The 14,344-nt window shown below is 64.9% G+C and carries 12 protein-coding genes and 1 pseudogene; 3 read left to right on the top strand and 10 right to left on the bottom strand.

All coding sequences use genetic code 11. From position 1 onward, the window contains the following. Window positions 1–1,191: 1,191 nt before the first annotated feature. The 6 genes from BO1_RS33115 to urtA form a co-directional block, all read right to left on the bottom strand. Window positions 1,192–2,094 (bottom strand): urease accessory protein UreD, encoded by a 903-nt coding sequence (locus BO1_RS33115; RefSeq protein ID WP_028221230.1) that lies wholly within the window; start codon window positions 2,092–2,094, stop codon window positions 1,192–1,194. Window positions 2,095–2,152: 58 nt separating this feature from the next. Beyond that, complete coding sequence (gene urtE / locus BO1_RS33110) at window positions 2,153–2,848, bottom strand: urea ABC transporter ATP-binding subunit UrtE (RefSeq protein ID WP_028221229.1); 696 nt, start codon at window positions 2,846–2,848, stop codon at window positions 2,153–2,155. A 47-nt stretch (window positions 2,849–2,895) separates the two neighbouring features. Then, window positions 2,896–3,681, bottom strand: a complete 786-nt coding sequence (gene urtD, locus BO1_RS33105; protein WP_407670031.1) for an urea ABC transporter ATP-binding protein UrtD — start codon at window positions 3,679–3,681, stop codon at window positions 2,896–2,898. An 80-nt stretch (window positions 3,682–3,761) separates the two neighbouring features. After that, the gene (gene urtC, locus BO1_RS33100) at window positions 3,762–4,967 is read right to left on the bottom strand and encodes an urea ABC transporter permease subunit UrtC (protein ID WP_028221227.1); all 1,206 of its coding nucleotides are present in this window, start codon (window positions 4,965–4,967) and stop codon (window positions 3,762–3,764) included. Between the two features lies 1 nt (window position 4,968). Then, window positions 4,969–6,654 (bottom strand): urea ABC transporter permease subunit UrtB, encoded by a 1,686-nt coding sequence (gene urtB, locus BO1_RS33095; RefSeq protein WP_156992524.1) that lies wholly within the window; start codon window positions 6,652–6,654, stop codon window positions 4,969–4,971. 143 nt (window positions 6,655–6,797) lie between these two features. Further along, on the bottom strand, window positions 6,798–8,102 hold the full coding sequence (urtA, locus tag BO1_RS33090) for an urea ABC transporter substrate-binding protein (RefSeq protein WP_028221225.1): 1,305 nt from the start codon (window positions 8,100–8,102) through the stop codon (window positions 6,798–6,800). Window positions 8,103–8,552: 450 nt separating this feature from the next. Between urtA and BO1_RS33085 the strand changes: the two genes are divergently transcribed. Continuing rightward, window positions 8,553–9,872: an aspartate aminotransferase family protein gene (locus BO1_RS33085; RefSeq protein WP_043287577.1), complete on the top strand. Its 1,320-nt coding sequence runs from the start codon at window positions 8,553–8,555 to the stop codon at window positions 9,870–9,872. A gap of 9 nt (window positions 9,873–9,881) precedes the next feature. Here the strand turns inward: BO1_RS33085 and BO1_RS33080 are convergent, their stop codons facing one another. Together BO1_RS33080 and BO1_RS33075 are read right to left on the bottom strand one after the other, a co-directional pair. Next, the gene (locus BO1_RS33080; protein WP_028221223.1) at window positions 9,882–10,205 is read right to left on the bottom strand and encodes a rhodanese-like domain-containing protein; all 324 of its coding nucleotides are present in this window, start codon (window positions 10,203–10,205) and stop codon (window positions 9,882–9,884) included. Between the two features lie 59 nt (window positions 10,206–10,264). Further along, window positions 10,265–10,918, bottom strand: a complete 654-nt coding sequence (locus tag BO1_RS33075; protein WP_028221222.1) for a protein-L-isoaspartate O-methyltransferase family protein — start codon at window positions 10,916–10,918, stop codon at window positions 10,265–10,267. A gap of 337 nt (window positions 10,919–11,255) precedes the next feature. Between BO1_RS33075 and BO1_RS61455 the strand changes: the two are divergent. Together BO1_RS61455 and BO1_RS33065 are read left to right on the top strand one after the other, a co-directional pair. Continuing rightward, window positions 11,256–11,546: pseudogene (locus tag BO1_RS61455) on the top strand (type II toxin-antitoxin system RelB/DinJ family antitoxin); the annotation flags it as partial. A gap of 83 nt (window positions 11,547–11,629) precedes the next feature. Next, window positions 11,630–11,917 carry a type II toxin-antitoxin system RelE/ParE family toxin gene (locus BO1_RS33065; protein WP_028221221.1) on the top strand — a complete coding sequence of 96 codons (288 nt, stop codon included), beginning with the start codon at window positions 11,630–11,632 and terminating at the stop codon, window positions 11,915–11,917. Between the two features lie 9 nt (window positions 11,918–11,926). Here BO1_RS33065 and BO1_RS33060 read toward each other — a convergent pair whose 3' ends face one another. Further along, window positions 11,927–13,078 (bottom strand): ABC transporter substrate-binding protein, encoded by a 1,152-nt coding sequence (locus BO1_RS33060; RefSeq protein WP_028221220.1) that lies wholly within the window; start codon window positions 13,076–13,078, stop codon window positions 11,927–11,929. Window positions 13,079–13,223: 145 nt separating this feature from the next. Next, window positions 13,224–14,165: a CysB family HTH-type transcriptional regulator gene (locus BO1_RS33055; protein ID WP_028221219.1), complete on the bottom strand. Its 942-nt coding sequence runs from the start codon at window positions 14,163–14,165 to the stop codon at window positions 13,224–13,226. Window positions 14,166–14,344 lie beyond the last annotated feature (179 nt).

Raw genomic sequence — 14,344 nt, 5'->3', positions numbered from 1 at the left:
AGAGAAAAGTATGGGCAGAGCTTCACGCCAACAGTCTGCTCACGTTGTCCTCAGGAATACTAAGGACAAAAAATGAATAAGATATCCCCAGCCGAACCAACTAAAGCTATGTTCAGCTTGTCAAGATTGCGCGCTGGAATAGGCCGCGAGTCTTACGGGATGTGCGGGTGTGCGACCTTTATTGCGCCCCGGGCGGAGCGCGTCGGTCGTGGTGCGGAAATGAGACTGGGCGATAAGAAGCAAAGTAGTTCATTTTAGTCCCCTCAGCCATGCCAGGCAATTTGTGAAATTTGCTCTTGCACAACCGTATTGCATCTATTTGCTAATAACGTTAATACAAAGTGCCGAAGTAACAATGCGATAATGAATTTAATTGTTGTTTATGTAACACTTGTTCTTCATGTCAGTCAGAAGGCGTTTAATTCATGGTTACGGAACATCCTTCTATTTTTCATGCGCTCAATTGACTGGCCTTTCATCGCTTTTCTTTTGGTTTGATCGAATTCTACGCACAGTATGAGAGAGCTATGTACGATGACGAACACAAAGCGACGTTCCATATCAGGGGTTTTCGAGGGGGGGCTTTGCTTTAGCAAGTTATTTAATTTTATCTTTGTATAAGCTATTTAATAATTCCACGGTGGCAGACTTGATGGCTTGGGAAGACCGCTGCGCTCAGTACAAGCAATGAGCGGGATTGGGAATGTCAGGCATGCGTCAGCTTGCTTACAGATTTATTTTCGACGCGAAGATACCGTCAATGCCAGTTCGATCTCGTCGTATCATTCGGCCACGCCGGGAACTCCGGTTCATTGAAGCTCAAGGGGGTATACACGGATGGAGCGGTGAATTGGGAGCCGGTAGCGTTACCTTACGCCCGTAACTGGGTGCGCTTGCAATCTTCGCCCGCCGTGTTTCCCCCCGGATCCGCAGCGGGCCTTTTTCTCCGAATCTCCAGTGCGTGCGGTGGCCAATGCCCGATTGTTGAGGGGCATTGAAGCGACACGTCCCATACCCCTCGCTGTTCGGCATTGGGCCTTTCTCTGTGCTATCCATAGCCCCAACTCACGACGAAGCGGAGTTGTGCGAAATCGGGAGCCGATTCGATGCGTTGCTCAGGTCGAACGCCCCGCATGAAGCTCAGGATTGCGCAGGATATCGTGATGCAGGAGCGCCAGTTGCGGCGCGACCTCAGGTCGTCCACAGTCGCAGTGGAGCCGCCTTGACGCCGTGCACGATGGGACGCAACTGCGTCCAGCATCGCGTGAGCGTCTGCTGCAGCGGCTCCATCGAGCGCGCGATGACGCGCACCAGCAGCACGCCCGGCGCGACGCAGGTCGCGCCCGCGCGCAAGGCCGCGTCGAAGGGGAGCGTGACCGCGAGATCTTGCGCGAGCGCCTCGTTGCAGGCCGGGCCGACGGCCCACAGCGTGCCGAACGCCGGATAGCCCGCGAGCCCCTGCGGCGCGTCGCGCAGCGGGTCGGCGGCGTCCACCAGCGCGCGTTCGAACCAGATGAGTTGTTCGTCGGTGTCTTGCGTGGCGGCGCGTGCCACCCGCGTGAGCGAGCGCACCATGCCGGCCGACCAGCGCTCGCCGGCCGCCTGGCGGCCGAGCTGCATGGCGTCCCAGCCGATGGCCGTCGCGTCTTCTGCGAGCGTGAGCGAGAAGTCGAGCTCGGCGTGCGCGTGATCGAAGACGAGATTGTTCTGCGGCAGCCAGTCGAGCTTTGCGCCCGCGCCCACGCGCAGCTTGATGCGCTGGCGCGCGACGCGGCCGTTGGACTTGTACCACTTGGTGGCGCCCGGCGTAGTGAGCACCGCATGTGCACCGTCGCCTACGTTCACGTCGATGTCGAGCCGGTCGCCGCCGGCGATGCCAGCGGGCGGATGCACGATCACCGCGTGGCAGATCGCGTCGCCTTCGGGGTAGAGCGCCCGTTGCACGCGCAACGGCCCCACGTGCAGCCGATGCGCGAGCGTCGTGCGCGCGCCGTGTTGCTCGAAACCCAGTTCGAGCCTGGCCAGCCATTCCTGAGAAGCGTGGCTGCGCAAAGTGGTGTTGGCGAGAGCGGCGTGATTTTCATGAAGCGACATGCTGAAAACGGGGCGTGGGCGAGAGGTGCCGAGCAGGATAGCATGCGCCGTTGGCGGCTCAGACCGCGATCATCTCCCGCACGCCGTCGGCGTCCATGTCGGCGCCCGGGCCGCCCGCCACGATCTCGCCGCGGCGCATTACCCAGTAGCCGTCCGCAATGGCCTTCGCGAAGTCGTAATACTGCTCGACGAGCAGCACCGTCAGGCTCATCTCTTCGACGAGTTGCCGCAGGGTACGCCCGATGTCCTGGATGATCGAGGGTTGAATGCCTTCGGTGGGCTCGTCGAGAATCAGCAGTTGCGGATCGCTCATCAACGCGCGGCCGATGGCCAGTTGCTGCTGCTGGCCGCCCGAAAGATCGCCGCCGCGCCGCGCCTTCATGTCCTTGAGCACGGGAAAGAGCGCATAGATGTGCTCGGGCACCCCGGAGGGCATGCGTTTCTTGCTCGCCGCGCCCACCAGCAGATTTTCCTCCACGGTGAGGCGCGGGAAGATATCGCGGCCCTGCGGCACGTAGGCGAGGCCGTGCGCGACGCGCGCATGGGTGGGCAGCTTCGTGAGCGCCGTGTCGCGCCAGGCGATCGTCCCGCTCTTTGTCGGCACCACGCCCATGAGGCAGCGCAGCAAGGTGGTCTTGCCGACGCCGTTGCGGCCGAGCAGAACGGTGAGCCTGCTTTCGGGCACCGTCATCGAGACGTCGCGCAGGATGTGGCTGCCGCCGTAATACTGGTTCAGCGATTCGATGGTGAGCATGTCGATGCCTTGTATTGCCTAAGCCGTGCCAAACAGGCGCAACGGGCTTAGCGGCCCAGATAGGATTCGATGACCGCGTCGTCGCGCTTCACGTCGTCGAGCGTGCCGTGCGCGAGCACGCGCCCCTCGGCCATCACCGTCACGCGGCCGGTCTCGCCCGCGAGCGCGGCCACGAACTCCATGTCGTGCTCGACCACCATCATCGAGCAACTGCCTCTGAGGCGATTGAGCAGCGCGGCGAGCTCCATGGTTTCGTCGTCGGTCATGCCCGCGGCCGGCTCATCGAGCAGCAGCAGGGCGGGGCGCTGCATCAGCAGCATGCCGATCTCGAGCCGCTGCTTCTGCCCGTGCGAAAGCTCGCCCGCCAGGCGGCGCGCTTCGCCCTCTAGCCGGATTACCTCGAGGGTCTCTTCGATCAACGCCTGCGCGTGGCGGTCCAGGCGCGCGCGCAGCGTGGCGAACCAGCCCTTGTCGGCCTTCATGGCGAGCTCGAGGTTCTCCCAGACGGGATGCTGCTCGAACACCGTGGGCTTCTGGAACTTGCGGCCGATCCCCGCACGCGCGATGGCGGGCTCGTTCATGCGCGTGAGATCGAGCGCCTGGCCGAGAAAGACCTTGCCGGAATCGGGCGAAGTCTTGCCGGTGATCACATCCATCATGGTGGTCTTGCCCGCGCCGTTCGGGCCAATCACGCAGCGCAGCTCGCCCGCGTCGATCTCGAGCGAGAGCTTGTTGAGCGCGCGAAAGCCGTCGAAGCTCACGCTCACGTCTTCGAGGTAAAGGATCGTGCCGTGCGAGATGTCGATGGCGCCGGGCTCGACCACGTGGCCCATCGTTGCAACGCCGGAAACCGTCAGCTTGTCATCGTCGAACGGATTGTGACCGAGCGGGTCGTTGAGGATGAGGTGGCCGTTCATGAGCGTTTGCCTCCTGCGCCAAGGTGCTTGACGCGCTGCGTCACGAGTTCGATCAGGCCCACGATGCCGTTGGGCAGCAACAGCGGGACGAGCACGAAAATGAGGCCAAGGAAGAATAGCCAGTACTCCGGAAAGTAGGCGGTGAAGAAGCTCTTCGCGCCGTTCACGGCAAACGCGCCGATGATCGGGCCGATCAGCGTGCCGCGTCCGCCCACGGCCACCCAGATCGCCATCTCGATCGAATTGCCCGGCGACATTTCACTCGGGTTGATGATGCCCACCTGCGGCACGTAGAGCGCACCCGCGATGCCGCACAGCACGGCCGAGACGGTCCACACGAAGAGCTTGTAGCCGAGCGGGCTATAGCCGAGGAACATGAGGCGCGTCTCGCCGTCGCGCACGGCGGTCACGACGCGGCCGAGCTTCGAGGCCACGATGGCGCGCGCGGCGAGAAACGCGAGCACGAGCGTCGCGAAGGTCATCAGGAAGAGCACGGTGCGCGTGCCCGGATGGGTGATGGGCATACCCGCGATGCGCTTGAAGTCGGTGAAGCCGTTGTTGCCGCCGAAGCCCGTTTCGTTGCGAAAGAACAGCAGCATCGCGGCGAAGGTCATGGCCTGCGTGATGATCGAGAGATACACGCCTTTCACGCGCGAGCGGAACGTGAAGAAGCCGAATACCCAGGCCAGCACGGCGGGCACGAGCACCACGAGCAGCAGCGCGTACCAGAGATGTTGCGTGCCTTGCCAGTACCACGGCAGCGCATGCCAGTCGAGGAACACCATGAAGTCGGGCAGATCGCTGCCGTACTTGCCGTCGTGTCCGATCTCGCGCATCAGGTACATGCCGATGGCGTAGCCGCCGAGCGCGAAGAACAGGCCGTGGCCGAGGCTCAGGATGCCGCAGTAGCCCCACACGAGATCGAGCGCGAGCGCGGCGATCGCGTAGCACATGAGCTTGCCGGCCAGCGTCATCGTATAGGCGGACAGATGCAGCGCGCTCGATTGCGGCAGCACCAGCGCGCACAGCGGCACGCCCACGCCCATCGCAATGATGAGCGCGATGAGCGCGAGCCACGCGCGGCGTGAGAGCAGGGCGGGCCGCGCGGGCAGGCCCAGTGCGAAGGTTTCGGGGCCGTCGCCGTGTTGCGGAGCGGGTGCGCCGTACGAGGCGCGCGGGGTGGTGGAGGTGGCGGTCGTCATCTCATGCCTCCGCGCTGCGGCCCTTGAGGGCGAACAGCCCCTGCGGACGCTTCTGGATGAAGAGCACGATCAGCACGAGCACGGCGATCTTCGCGAGCACCGCGCCCCAGAACGGTTCGATCGCCTTGGAGACGAGTCCGAGGCCGAAGCCGCCGATCACCGTGCCCGCGATCTGCCCGACGCCACCGAGCACCACGGCCATGAACGAATCGATGATGTAGCTCTGCCCGAGGTCCGGGCCTACATTGCCGATCTGCGAGAGCGCGCAGCCTCCCAGACCCGCGACGCCCGCGCCGAACGCGAACGCCCAGGCATCGACGCGCGCCGTGCGCACGCCCACGCACGCGGCCATGCGGCGGTTCTGCGTGACGGCGCGCACGTAGAGGCCGAGGCGCGTCTTCGTGAGCACGGCCCACGCGATGGCCACGACGATCAGCGAGAACGCGAGTATCGCGAGGCGGTTGTACGGCAGGATGAGGTCCTGCATGAGGGTGACGCCACCGCTCATCCAGGCGGGGTTCTCGACCTGCACGTTCTGTGCGCCGAAGATCATCCGCGTGGCCTGAATCAGGATCAGGCTGATGCCGAAGGTGGTGAGCAGCGTTTCGAGCGGACGTCCATACAGATGGCGGATCACGAGCCGCTCGATCACCGCGCCCACGAGCGCGGCGGCGACGAACGAAGCCGGCACCGCGAGCAGTGGATACCAGTCGAGCGCGCCCGGCGCATAGCGCTGGAACAGCGTCTGCACCACATAAGTTGCGTACGCACCGATCATGAGGAACTCGCCGTGCGCCATGTTGATGACGCCGATGAGCCCGTACGTGATCGCGAGACCCAGCGCCGCGAGCAGCAGCACGCTGCCGAGCGAGAGGCCAGCGAACAGCGTGCCCGCGATCTCGTTGCGGCGCTGAATCGCGTCGAGCGCGTCGATGCCTTGCTGGGCGGCGGCGCGCACCTCGGCGTCGGGCTCGTTGAACGCGCCGCTCGCGTTCTTCGCGACGAGCGGGCGCAGCAGCTCGTACATGTCGAGGTCGTGGCGCGCGGCCACCAGTTTCACGGCCTCGAGGCGCGTGGCCGCGTTCGGGTTGTGCAGGGCGGTCATCGCCCAGAGCGTGTCGAGGCGGCGCTTGAGCGCGGGATCGGTTTCCTTCGCGCGCGCCGCGTCGATCATCGGCTTCATTGCCGGGTCGGGATTCTTCAGCAGCTCGGCGATGGCCGCACGGCGCGTCTCCAGGTCGGGCGAGGCGAGCTGCAGGCCCGACACCGCACCCGCCACTTTCGAGCGCAGCAGGTTGTTCAGCGTAATGGGCTGCGCGCTCGCCGCGACGGCTGGCGGCACCGCCTTGCCGGTGGCGGCGTCGCGTGCGTTTTGGCCATCCGCGCCGTCTTGCACGAGCACTTCGCCGGAGTCCGTTGCGGTGACGTTGTCGTCGGCCAGCGCCTTCAACAGCGCAAGTGATGCGGCGTCGTGCGTCGCGATGAGCTTGTCGATGGCGGTGGACTTCGCATCGAAGTCGTCGCCGGCAAGCGGTGCGACGTCGGCGGCTTCGAGTGCATGGGCGCCCGAGGAGAATGCGGCGCAAAGCGCGAGTGCAAGCACAAGCACGAGCGGGTGAGCGGCACGTGCGCGGCGTACGCGGACGCGCGCTCGCACCCGGACGAATCTCGAGAGTAGGAGAGCCATGGTGATTTCTTCCTGGTGCGGGCTGCCGTGCATTGCCCGATGACGCCGCGGCGTTGCGCGCCGGCTCGGCGAATCGAAGCGTAGGCAAGCACGGGTGCAGTGCGCGCCGCGCACGGCGGCGAGGCGCGCGGTGCTGCAGGACCTCAGGCGACGCGCGAGCGGCGCAGGAAGGCGGGCAAGACGCTCGAGCTCACGACGTCAGGCTTGCCTTCGTTGCCGGCGATGAAGGGGCTCCACGGCTGCGCGCGGATTGCCGTTTTGGTCCGCCATACCACGTTGAACTGGCCGTCGCCGCGGATCTCGCCAATCATGACGGGCTTGTGCAGATGATGGTTGCCGTCCATCGTGAGCGTGAAGCCCGAGGGCGCCGCCACGGTCTGGCCGATCATCGCCACGCGCACCTTGTCGACATCGGTGCTCTTGGCCTTTTCGACGGCCTGCTTCCACATGTGGATGCCCACGAAGGTCGCTTCCATCGGATCGTTCGTCACGCGTTTGCTGCCGCCCGGCAGGTTGTTGATCTTTACCCACTCGGCGAACTGCTCCTTGAACTTCGTGTTCTGTGGGCCCTTCACCGACATGAAGTAGTTCCAGGCCGCGAGGTGGCCGACGAGCGGCTTCGTGTCGATGCCGCGCAGCTCCTCCTCGCCCACGGAGAACGCGACCACAGGCACGTCGGTCGCCTTGATGCCCTGATTGCCGAGCTCCTTGTAGAACGGCACGTTGGAGTCGCCGTTGATGGTCGAGACCACGGTGGTCTTGCCGCCCTGCGAGAAGGTCTTGATGTTCGCGACGATGGTCTGATAATCGCTATGGCCGAACGGCGTGTAGACCTCCTGAATATCGCTGTCCTGCACGCCCTTCGAGTGCAGGAAGGCGCGCAGGATCTTGTTGGTCGTGCGTGGATACACGTAGTCGGTGCCGAGCAGGAAGAAACGCTTCGCGCCACCGCCTTCCGCGCTCATCAGGTATTCGACGGCGGGGATGGCCTGCTGGTTGGGCGCCGCGCCCGTATAGAACACGTTGCGCGACATCTCCTCGCCTTCGTATTGCACCGGGTAGTAGAGCAGGCCGTTCAGTTCCTCGAACACCGGCAGCACCGACTTGCGCGACACCGAGGTCCAGCAGCCGAACACGCACGCGACCTTGTCCTGGGTGAGCAGCTGGCGGGCCTTTTCGGCGAAGAGCGGCCAGTTCGACGCCGGGTCGACCACCACGGGCTGGATCTGCCGGCCCATCACGCCGCCGTTCTTGTTGATGTCGGCGATCGTCATCAGCGCGGTGTCCTTGAGCGAGGTCTCGGAGATCGCCATGGTGCCCGAGAGCGAGTGCAGGATGCCGACCTTGATCGGGCCGCTGCCCGTGTCGGCGTGCGCGAACGGCACGCGCCCCGCGAGCGCGAGTGCGCCCGACATCGTCCCGAGTTTCAACAGACTGCGACGTTTCATGTGTGCCCCTTTGGTTCAAGTCGTGGGTCGTGGCGCGTTTGGTTACGCGTCGACGTCAGGTGTTCAGTCTTGCGGAGGAATTACTGCAAGCGTTGTGCCAGGTGGTGGCCGCGCGTGGAAGATGCGCGATGCGTGGCGGCACAAGGCGCGGGCGGCGCGCGCCTCGCGTGTCGCCGCGCAACCCACGGGCGAATGTGGTGCAATGCGATTCATGTTCGGGTGCAGTGCATCGTTGCAGTGCGCGAATGCATGGCGGCGGGCAGCGGTGCACCCGTCGCGCGCTGCATCGCTGTGCATGTGTGGCCGGCTACCTAAACTGCAGGTCTGAAGCGTCGGACACGTTCGACGCGCATGAACTGAATTGCAGCATCGCGGGCATCATGAACAGGCGTGCCTGCGAGTTCCGTCTATCGCCTTTGTGTCCATGTCAACGAGATCAAGGAGTTGCAGATGAATGCCAGCCTGCCCGATCTGTCCGCGTTCTGGATGCCCTTCACCGCGAATCGGCAGTTCAAGAGTGCGCCGCGGCTTCTCGTCGGCGCGAAAGGGATGTACTACACCTCGCACGACGGCCGGCAGATTCTCGACGGCACCGCCGGCCTGTGGTGCGTGAACGCGGGGCACTGCCGCGACGAGATCGTTGCCGCGGTGAAAGCGCAGGCCGAGGAAATGGACTTCGCGCCGACGTTCCAGATGGGGCATCCCAAGGCCTTCGAGGCCGCGCAAAAGATCGCAAAGCACACGCCCGGCGACCTCAAGCACATCTTCTTCACGAATTCGGGCTCCGAGGCCGTGGACACGGCGCTCAAGATCGCGCTGGCGTTTCATCGCGCGCGCGGCGAGGGGCAGCGCACGCGCTTCATCGGGCGCGAGCGCGGCTATCACGGCGTGGGTTTCGGCGGCATTTCGGTGGGCGGCATCGCGCCCAACCGCAAGGCGTATTCGGGCCAGCTGCTGCCCTCGGTCGACCACTTGCCGCATACGCTCAATATCCGCGAGGCGGGGTTCTCGAAGGGCCAACCGGCCTGGGGCACACATCTCGCCGACGAGCTCGAGCGGCTGTGCGCGCTGCACGACGCCTCGACCATCGCGGCGGTGATCGTCGAGCCGGTGGCGGGCTCAGCCGGCGTGCTGGTCCCGCCGCAGGGCTATCTGCAGCGCTTGCGCGAGATCTGCGACAAGCACGACATCCTGCTGATTTTCGACGAGGTCATCACGGGTTGGGGGCGCCTCGGCGCGCCGTTCGCGGCCAATTACTTCGGCGTGACGCCCGACCTGTTGACGATGGCCAAGGGCACCAACAACGCGGCCGTGCCAATGGGCGCCGTGGCCGCGAGCGCGCGCATCCACGACACCATCGTGGGCGGCGCGCCCAACGGCATCGAGCTCTTCCACGGCTATACGTATTCGGGCCACCCGGTTGCCGCCGCGGCCACGTGCGCGGCCATCGACCTGTACGAGCGCGAGGGGCTGTTCGGACGCGCGGCGCAAATGGCGTCGGTGTTCGAGCGTGAGATCCACAAGCTGCGCGGCGAGCCGCATGTGATCGACGTGCGCAATCTCGGGCTCGTGGGCGGCGTGGAGCTGGAGCCGCGCGAAGGCGCGCCGGGGGCGCGCGCCTACGAGGTCTTCGTGCGCTGCTACGAGAAGGGCGTGCTCACGCGCTACACGGGCGACATCCTGGCGTTCTCGCCGCCGCTGATCGTGGACGAGGCGCAGATCGAGGAGATTTTCTCGACGGTTGCGCTGGTGCTGCGCGAGGTGGAGTGAGGCGGTGAATCAGTACGTGGGGACCTTCGGGTCGACCTGGCGCGACCAGGCGTCGATGCCGCCTTGCAGGTTGAACACCTTCGTGAAACCGCGCGACTCGAGGAACATCGCGACCTGGGCGCTGCGCGCGCCGTGGTGGCAGACGCAGACGATCTGCGCCTCGTCGTCCAGCTCCTCGCTGCGGGCCGGAATCTGAGCCATCGGGATCGAGACGCTGCCGGCGATATGGGCGGTCTGGATCTCCCACGGCTCGCGCACGTCGAGGAGCACGGGGGCCTCGCGCGAGGTGTCGGCGAGCCATTCGGCGAGGGCGGGGGCGGTCAGATTCTGCATGTGAAACCCGGTAGTTGGAGGAGAGCGAGCCGCCTGCGCGGCCCGCAACAGTATATGGCCTAGAACTTGAAGCGCGACGGCTGCACCGCGTTTTCGAGCGGCTCGACATACGTTTCGAACACGCTCGCAATGCGGTACTGCTTTTCGTCCATGCGCGTGATGATTTGCGCTTCCATGACCGGCGCGCCGCCCACGAAAGCGGCCAGACGCCCGCCCACCTTCAATTGCTCGAGCAGCTCCTGCGGCACCACGGGCAGGCCGCCCGAGACGCAGATCACGTCATAGGGCGCGTTCGCGGCCCAGCCGCGCGAGCCGTCGCCCTGCGCGACTTCGGCGTTCAGCACGCCGTTCTTCACGAAGTTGGCGCGTGCGAAATCGGCGAGTTCCGTGTCGATCTCCACCGACAGCACCTTTTGCGCGCGATGTGCGAGCAGCGCCGCCATGTAGCCCGAACCCGCGCCGATCTCCAGCACGCTCTCGTGCTTCTTCACCGCGAGCTCCTGCAGCACGCGCGCCTCGACGCGCGGCGCCAGCATGTGCTGGTCGTTGGGGAGCGGCAACTCGAGGTCGGCGAACGCGAGATCGACATAGGCCGCGGGGACGTAGTGCTCTCGCTTGACGATCGAGAGCAGGTTCAGCACGTCCTGGTCGAGCACTTCCCAGGGGCGAATCTGCTGTTCGATCATGTTGAAACGCGCTTGTTCGATGTTCATGATGACTCGGCGTTATGGTTCGGGTTCTGTGCAGATGGCCGGCCCCGGACGCGCGGTGAACGTGGCGCAGAAAAACGGTGCCAGGCAACCGCGAGATTGTACCAAAGGGCTTTTGCGCCGCGCCTTGCCACCGGCGGTGGAAGGGCGCAAGTGGATCAGTATTTGTCCTGGCTCGTGCGCGCGGGACAGACACGCATGGCCATTCGGATGAATGGAGCGGATCGCGTCAGGCTGCGAAACTCGAAGCGTGTTTAACCTGCTTCAAAGGAACAGCATGTCTGACGTCATACAGATGAATTACAATGTCGCTTCGAACATCACGCGAAGGAGTTGGGGGATGAGCGCAAGCGCATTGGTACAGGTTCGCATCGATCCGGCGCTCAAGGAGCGCGCGTCGGCGGTGCTCGAAAACATGGGGCTCACTGTTTCGGACGCGGTGCGCATCCTGCTCACGCGCGTCGCGAACGAAGGCGCTTTGCCTTTTGACTTCGCGGTGGATCCGGCCACGCACGATGCGTGGTTCCGCGCGAAGGTGCGGGAGGCGCTTGAAGATCCGCGGCCGGGCATCGAGGCGGACGAGGTGGAGGCGCATTTCGCGAAGCGGCGCGCGGCGGCGGTGAACAAGGCGCTGGAGCCGGCGGAGGAAAGCGAGGGGTCGCGAGCGCCTCGTGGTGCGCGGCCCCGGCTCGCGCACGTCCGCAAGGGCAAGACTTGAGGCTCGAATGGTCGCCGCTCGCGCAGGCCGACCGCGAAGCGATATTCGATTTTGCCGTAACCCGGAGCGCGCGCTCGGCCGTCGTGATGGACGAGCACATTGCAGCCGCTGTCAGGCGGCTGAGGCTCTTCCCAGAGATCGGCCGTCAGGGCCGCATGGCCGGCACTCGCGAGCTGGTCGTGCAAGGCGCGCCGTTCATCGTGGCCTACCGCATCGAGCGCCAGACCATCAAGGTCTTGCGCGTGCTCCACAGCTCGCGGCGCTGGCCGGCCGCTTTCGACTAGCGAGCCGCGTTACTGGGCGAGATAGACGAACTTGCCGCCGCGTATCGTGCCCATCACGCTTGCGCGCTGGTCGAGGCCCACGTGGTCCTTTTCGCTGGTGTTGACCACGCCGTTGGGCACGACCACCTCGTGGGCGTGCTCGAGCTCCCGGCGCAACGCCACGCGGAATGCCTCCGTGCCGGGCTGCGCGGTCTTGAGCGCGCGTGTCACGGCATCCGAGAGGCGCGGGTAGACGCCGGCCGCATCGCCCGCGAACTGCGTGACTGTGCCCGGGCCGTATTTCGCTTCATAGGCATCGACGAACGCGAGCGCCGCCTTCTGCGCCGGCTGGTCCGCTGGCAGCGTGCGCGCGACCACGACGGGCTGCGTCGGGAACAGCGTGCCCTCCACATCCTTGCCGCCCAGCTTGATGAATTCGGGCGTGGCGATGCCATGCGTCTGATAGATCGCGCCCTTGTAGCCGCGCTCGACCAGCGTGCGCTGCGGCAGCACCGTGGGCGTGCCGGCGCCCGCGATCAGCACGGCGTCGGGCTTCGCGGCCATCAGCTTGAGGATCTGGCCCGTCACGCTGGCGTCGGTGCGGTTAAAGCGCTCGCTCGCCACGATCTGGATGTTGCGTTCCTTCGCGAATTTCGTGAACTCGTTGAGCCAGCTGTCGCCGTAGCTATCCGCAAAGCCGATGAAGCCCACCGTCTTCACCCCATGCGCGGCCATGTAGCGCGTCATCACGTCGGCCATCGCGGCGTCGGTCTGAGCCATCTTGAAGGCCCACACGCGCGCGCCTTGCTGCGGCTCGACCACGGAACCCGAGCCCACCAGCGTGATCATCGGCGTCCTGGCCTCGGCCACGGGGTCGAGCGCGGCGAGCGCCGCCGGCGTGATGTTCGGCCCCACGATCACGTCCACGTGGTCCTCGTTGATGAGCTTGTGGATATTGCGCACCGCCGCGCCCGGATCGGAGCCGTCGTCGAGCACGATGTAGTCGGTTTTCTGGCCCGCGATCTCCGGGGGCCACATCAGCATGGCGTTCTTGCTCGTGATGCCGATGGCGGCGGCGGGGCCGGTGCTCGACAGATCGATGCCGACCTTGAGGTCGGCATGTGCGGCGGGAGCGAACGCCGCCGCGGCAAGCGCGGCCGCTGCTGCGACCGGACGCAGCATACCGAGGGGTGAAAGCAGGGACGAACTCAGACGCGGTTGCAGCTTCATGCAATAGGTCTCCAGGAGGAAATGAAGCGAGAAGCGTTGTTGTAATGGCGTTCGATTGTTCTTTCGGCGCGGTCCGCGCGCCGTCACGGCTCGCGCGTTACAGCTCGTAGGTCTCGTGCTCGCCCTTGAGCGCCTGCTCGATCAGCTTGCGGTTCAGGCTCGGCGAGAGCAGCTCCACCAGCGTATAGACATAGCTGCGCAGGTAGGCGCCCTGTTTGAGCGCCACGCGCGTCACGTTGCTGCCGAACAGGTGGCCCACCGGCACCGCGCGCAGATGGCGGTCGCGCTCGGCGTTGAAGGCGATGTCGGCCATGATGCCCACGCCCATGCCGAGCTCCACGTAAGTCTTGATCACGTCCGCGTCGATGGCTTCGAGCACGATGTCGGGCGAGAGGCCGCGCAGGCGGAACGCGTCGTTGATCTTCGTGCGGCCCGCGAACGCGTTGTCGTAGGTGATGAGCGGAAATTGGGCCAGATCATCGAGGGACAGCGGCTTGCGTTCGAGCAGCGGGTGGTCGGGCAGCATGACCGCCACGTGGTGCCAGGTGAAGCAGGGCAGCGACACCAGCTCCTTATAGCCGGAGATGGCTTCCGTAGCGATGCAGAGGTCGGCCTGGTCGTGCAGCACCATCTCCGCCACCTGGGTGGGGCTGCCTTGCAGAATCGAAAGGTGCACTTTCGGGAAGCGCCGCTTGAATTCGGCGATGGCCGCCGGCAGCGAGTAGCGCGCCTGGGTGTGCGTGGCGGCGATAATCAGATTGCCCTGATCCTGCGCGGCGTAGTCCTTGCCCACGCGCTTGAGGCTCTCTACTTCCTGCAGGATGCGCTCCACCGAGGCGAGGATGATGCGCCCCGGCTCCGTGAGCGAGCGCACGCGCTTGCCGTGCCGTGTAAAGATTTCGACCCCGAGTTCATCCTCCAGCTCGATGATCGCCTTCGAGACGCCCGGCTGGCTTGTATACAGGGCCTTGGCCGCTTCCGTGAGATTGAAGTTCTGGCGCACGGCCTCGCGCACGAAGCGGAACTGGTGGAGGTTCATATATAACCCCTTGGCATATCAACCTGATTTTTAGATCGTTTGAAATATAAAGCGAGTTTATTACCATTCCTCGAAGTTTTCCAATATGGATATCTGTTTTGGTCATTAGCAAACGAGCGGCGCGCTGGAAGGGCCGCGGTCTCGAGCGAGGATCAGAGCAGGCAAAGTCGAAGTCGGAG

Source organism: Paraburkholderia oxyphila NBRC 105797 (assembly GCF_000685075.1).
GTDB lineage: Bacteria > Pseudomonadota > Gammaproteobacteria > Burkholderiales > Burkholderiaceae > Paraburkholderia > Paraburkholderia oxyphila.
This window is presented reverse-complemented; position numbering and strand designations above follow the sequence as displayed.

Bases quoted from the DNA above. Each gene is read 5' to 3' on its own strand.
- BO1_RS33115 (WP_028221230.1), bottom strand. From the start codon at position 2,094: ATGTCGCTTCATGAAAATCACGCCGCTCTCGCCAACACCACTTTGCGC.
- urtE (WP_028221229.1), bottom strand. From the start codon at position 2,848: ATGCTCACCATCGAATCGCTGAACCAGTATTACGGCGGCAGCCACATC.
- urtD (WP_407670031.1), bottom strand. From the start codon at position 3,681: ATGGGCCACGTGGTCGAGCCCGGCGCCATCGACATCTCGCACGGCACG.
- urtC (WP_028221227.1), bottom strand. From the start codon at position 4,967: ATGACGACCGCCACCTCCACCACCCCGCGCGCCTCGTACGGCGCACCC.
- urtB (WP_156992524.1), bottom strand. From the start codon at position 6,654: ATGGCTCTCCTACTCTCGAGATTCGTCCGGGTGCGAGCGCGCGTCCGC.
- urtA (WP_028221225.1), bottom strand. From the start codon at position 8,102: ATGAAACGTCGCAGTCTGTTGAAACTCGGGACGATGTCGGGCGCACTC.
- BO1_RS33085 (WP_043287577.1), top strand. From the start codon at position 8,553: ATGAATGCCAGCCTGCCCGATCTGTCCGCGTTCTGGATGCCCTTCACC.
- BO1_RS33080 (WP_028221223.1), bottom strand. From the start codon at position 10,205: ATGCAGAATCTGACCGCCCCCGCCCTCGCCGAATGGCTCGCCGACACC.
- BO1_RS33075 (WP_028221222.1), bottom strand. From the start codon at position 10,918: ATGAACATCGAACAAGCGCGTTTCAACATGATCGAACAGCAGATTCGC.
- BO1_RS33060 (WP_028221220.1), bottom strand. From the start codon at position 13,078: ATGCTGCGTCCGGTCGCAGCAGCGGCCGCGCTTGCCGCGGCGGCGTTC.
- BO1_RS33055 (WP_028221219.1), bottom strand. From the start codon at position 14,165: ATGAACCTCCACCAGTTCCGCTTCGTGCGCGAGGCCGTGCGCCAGAAC.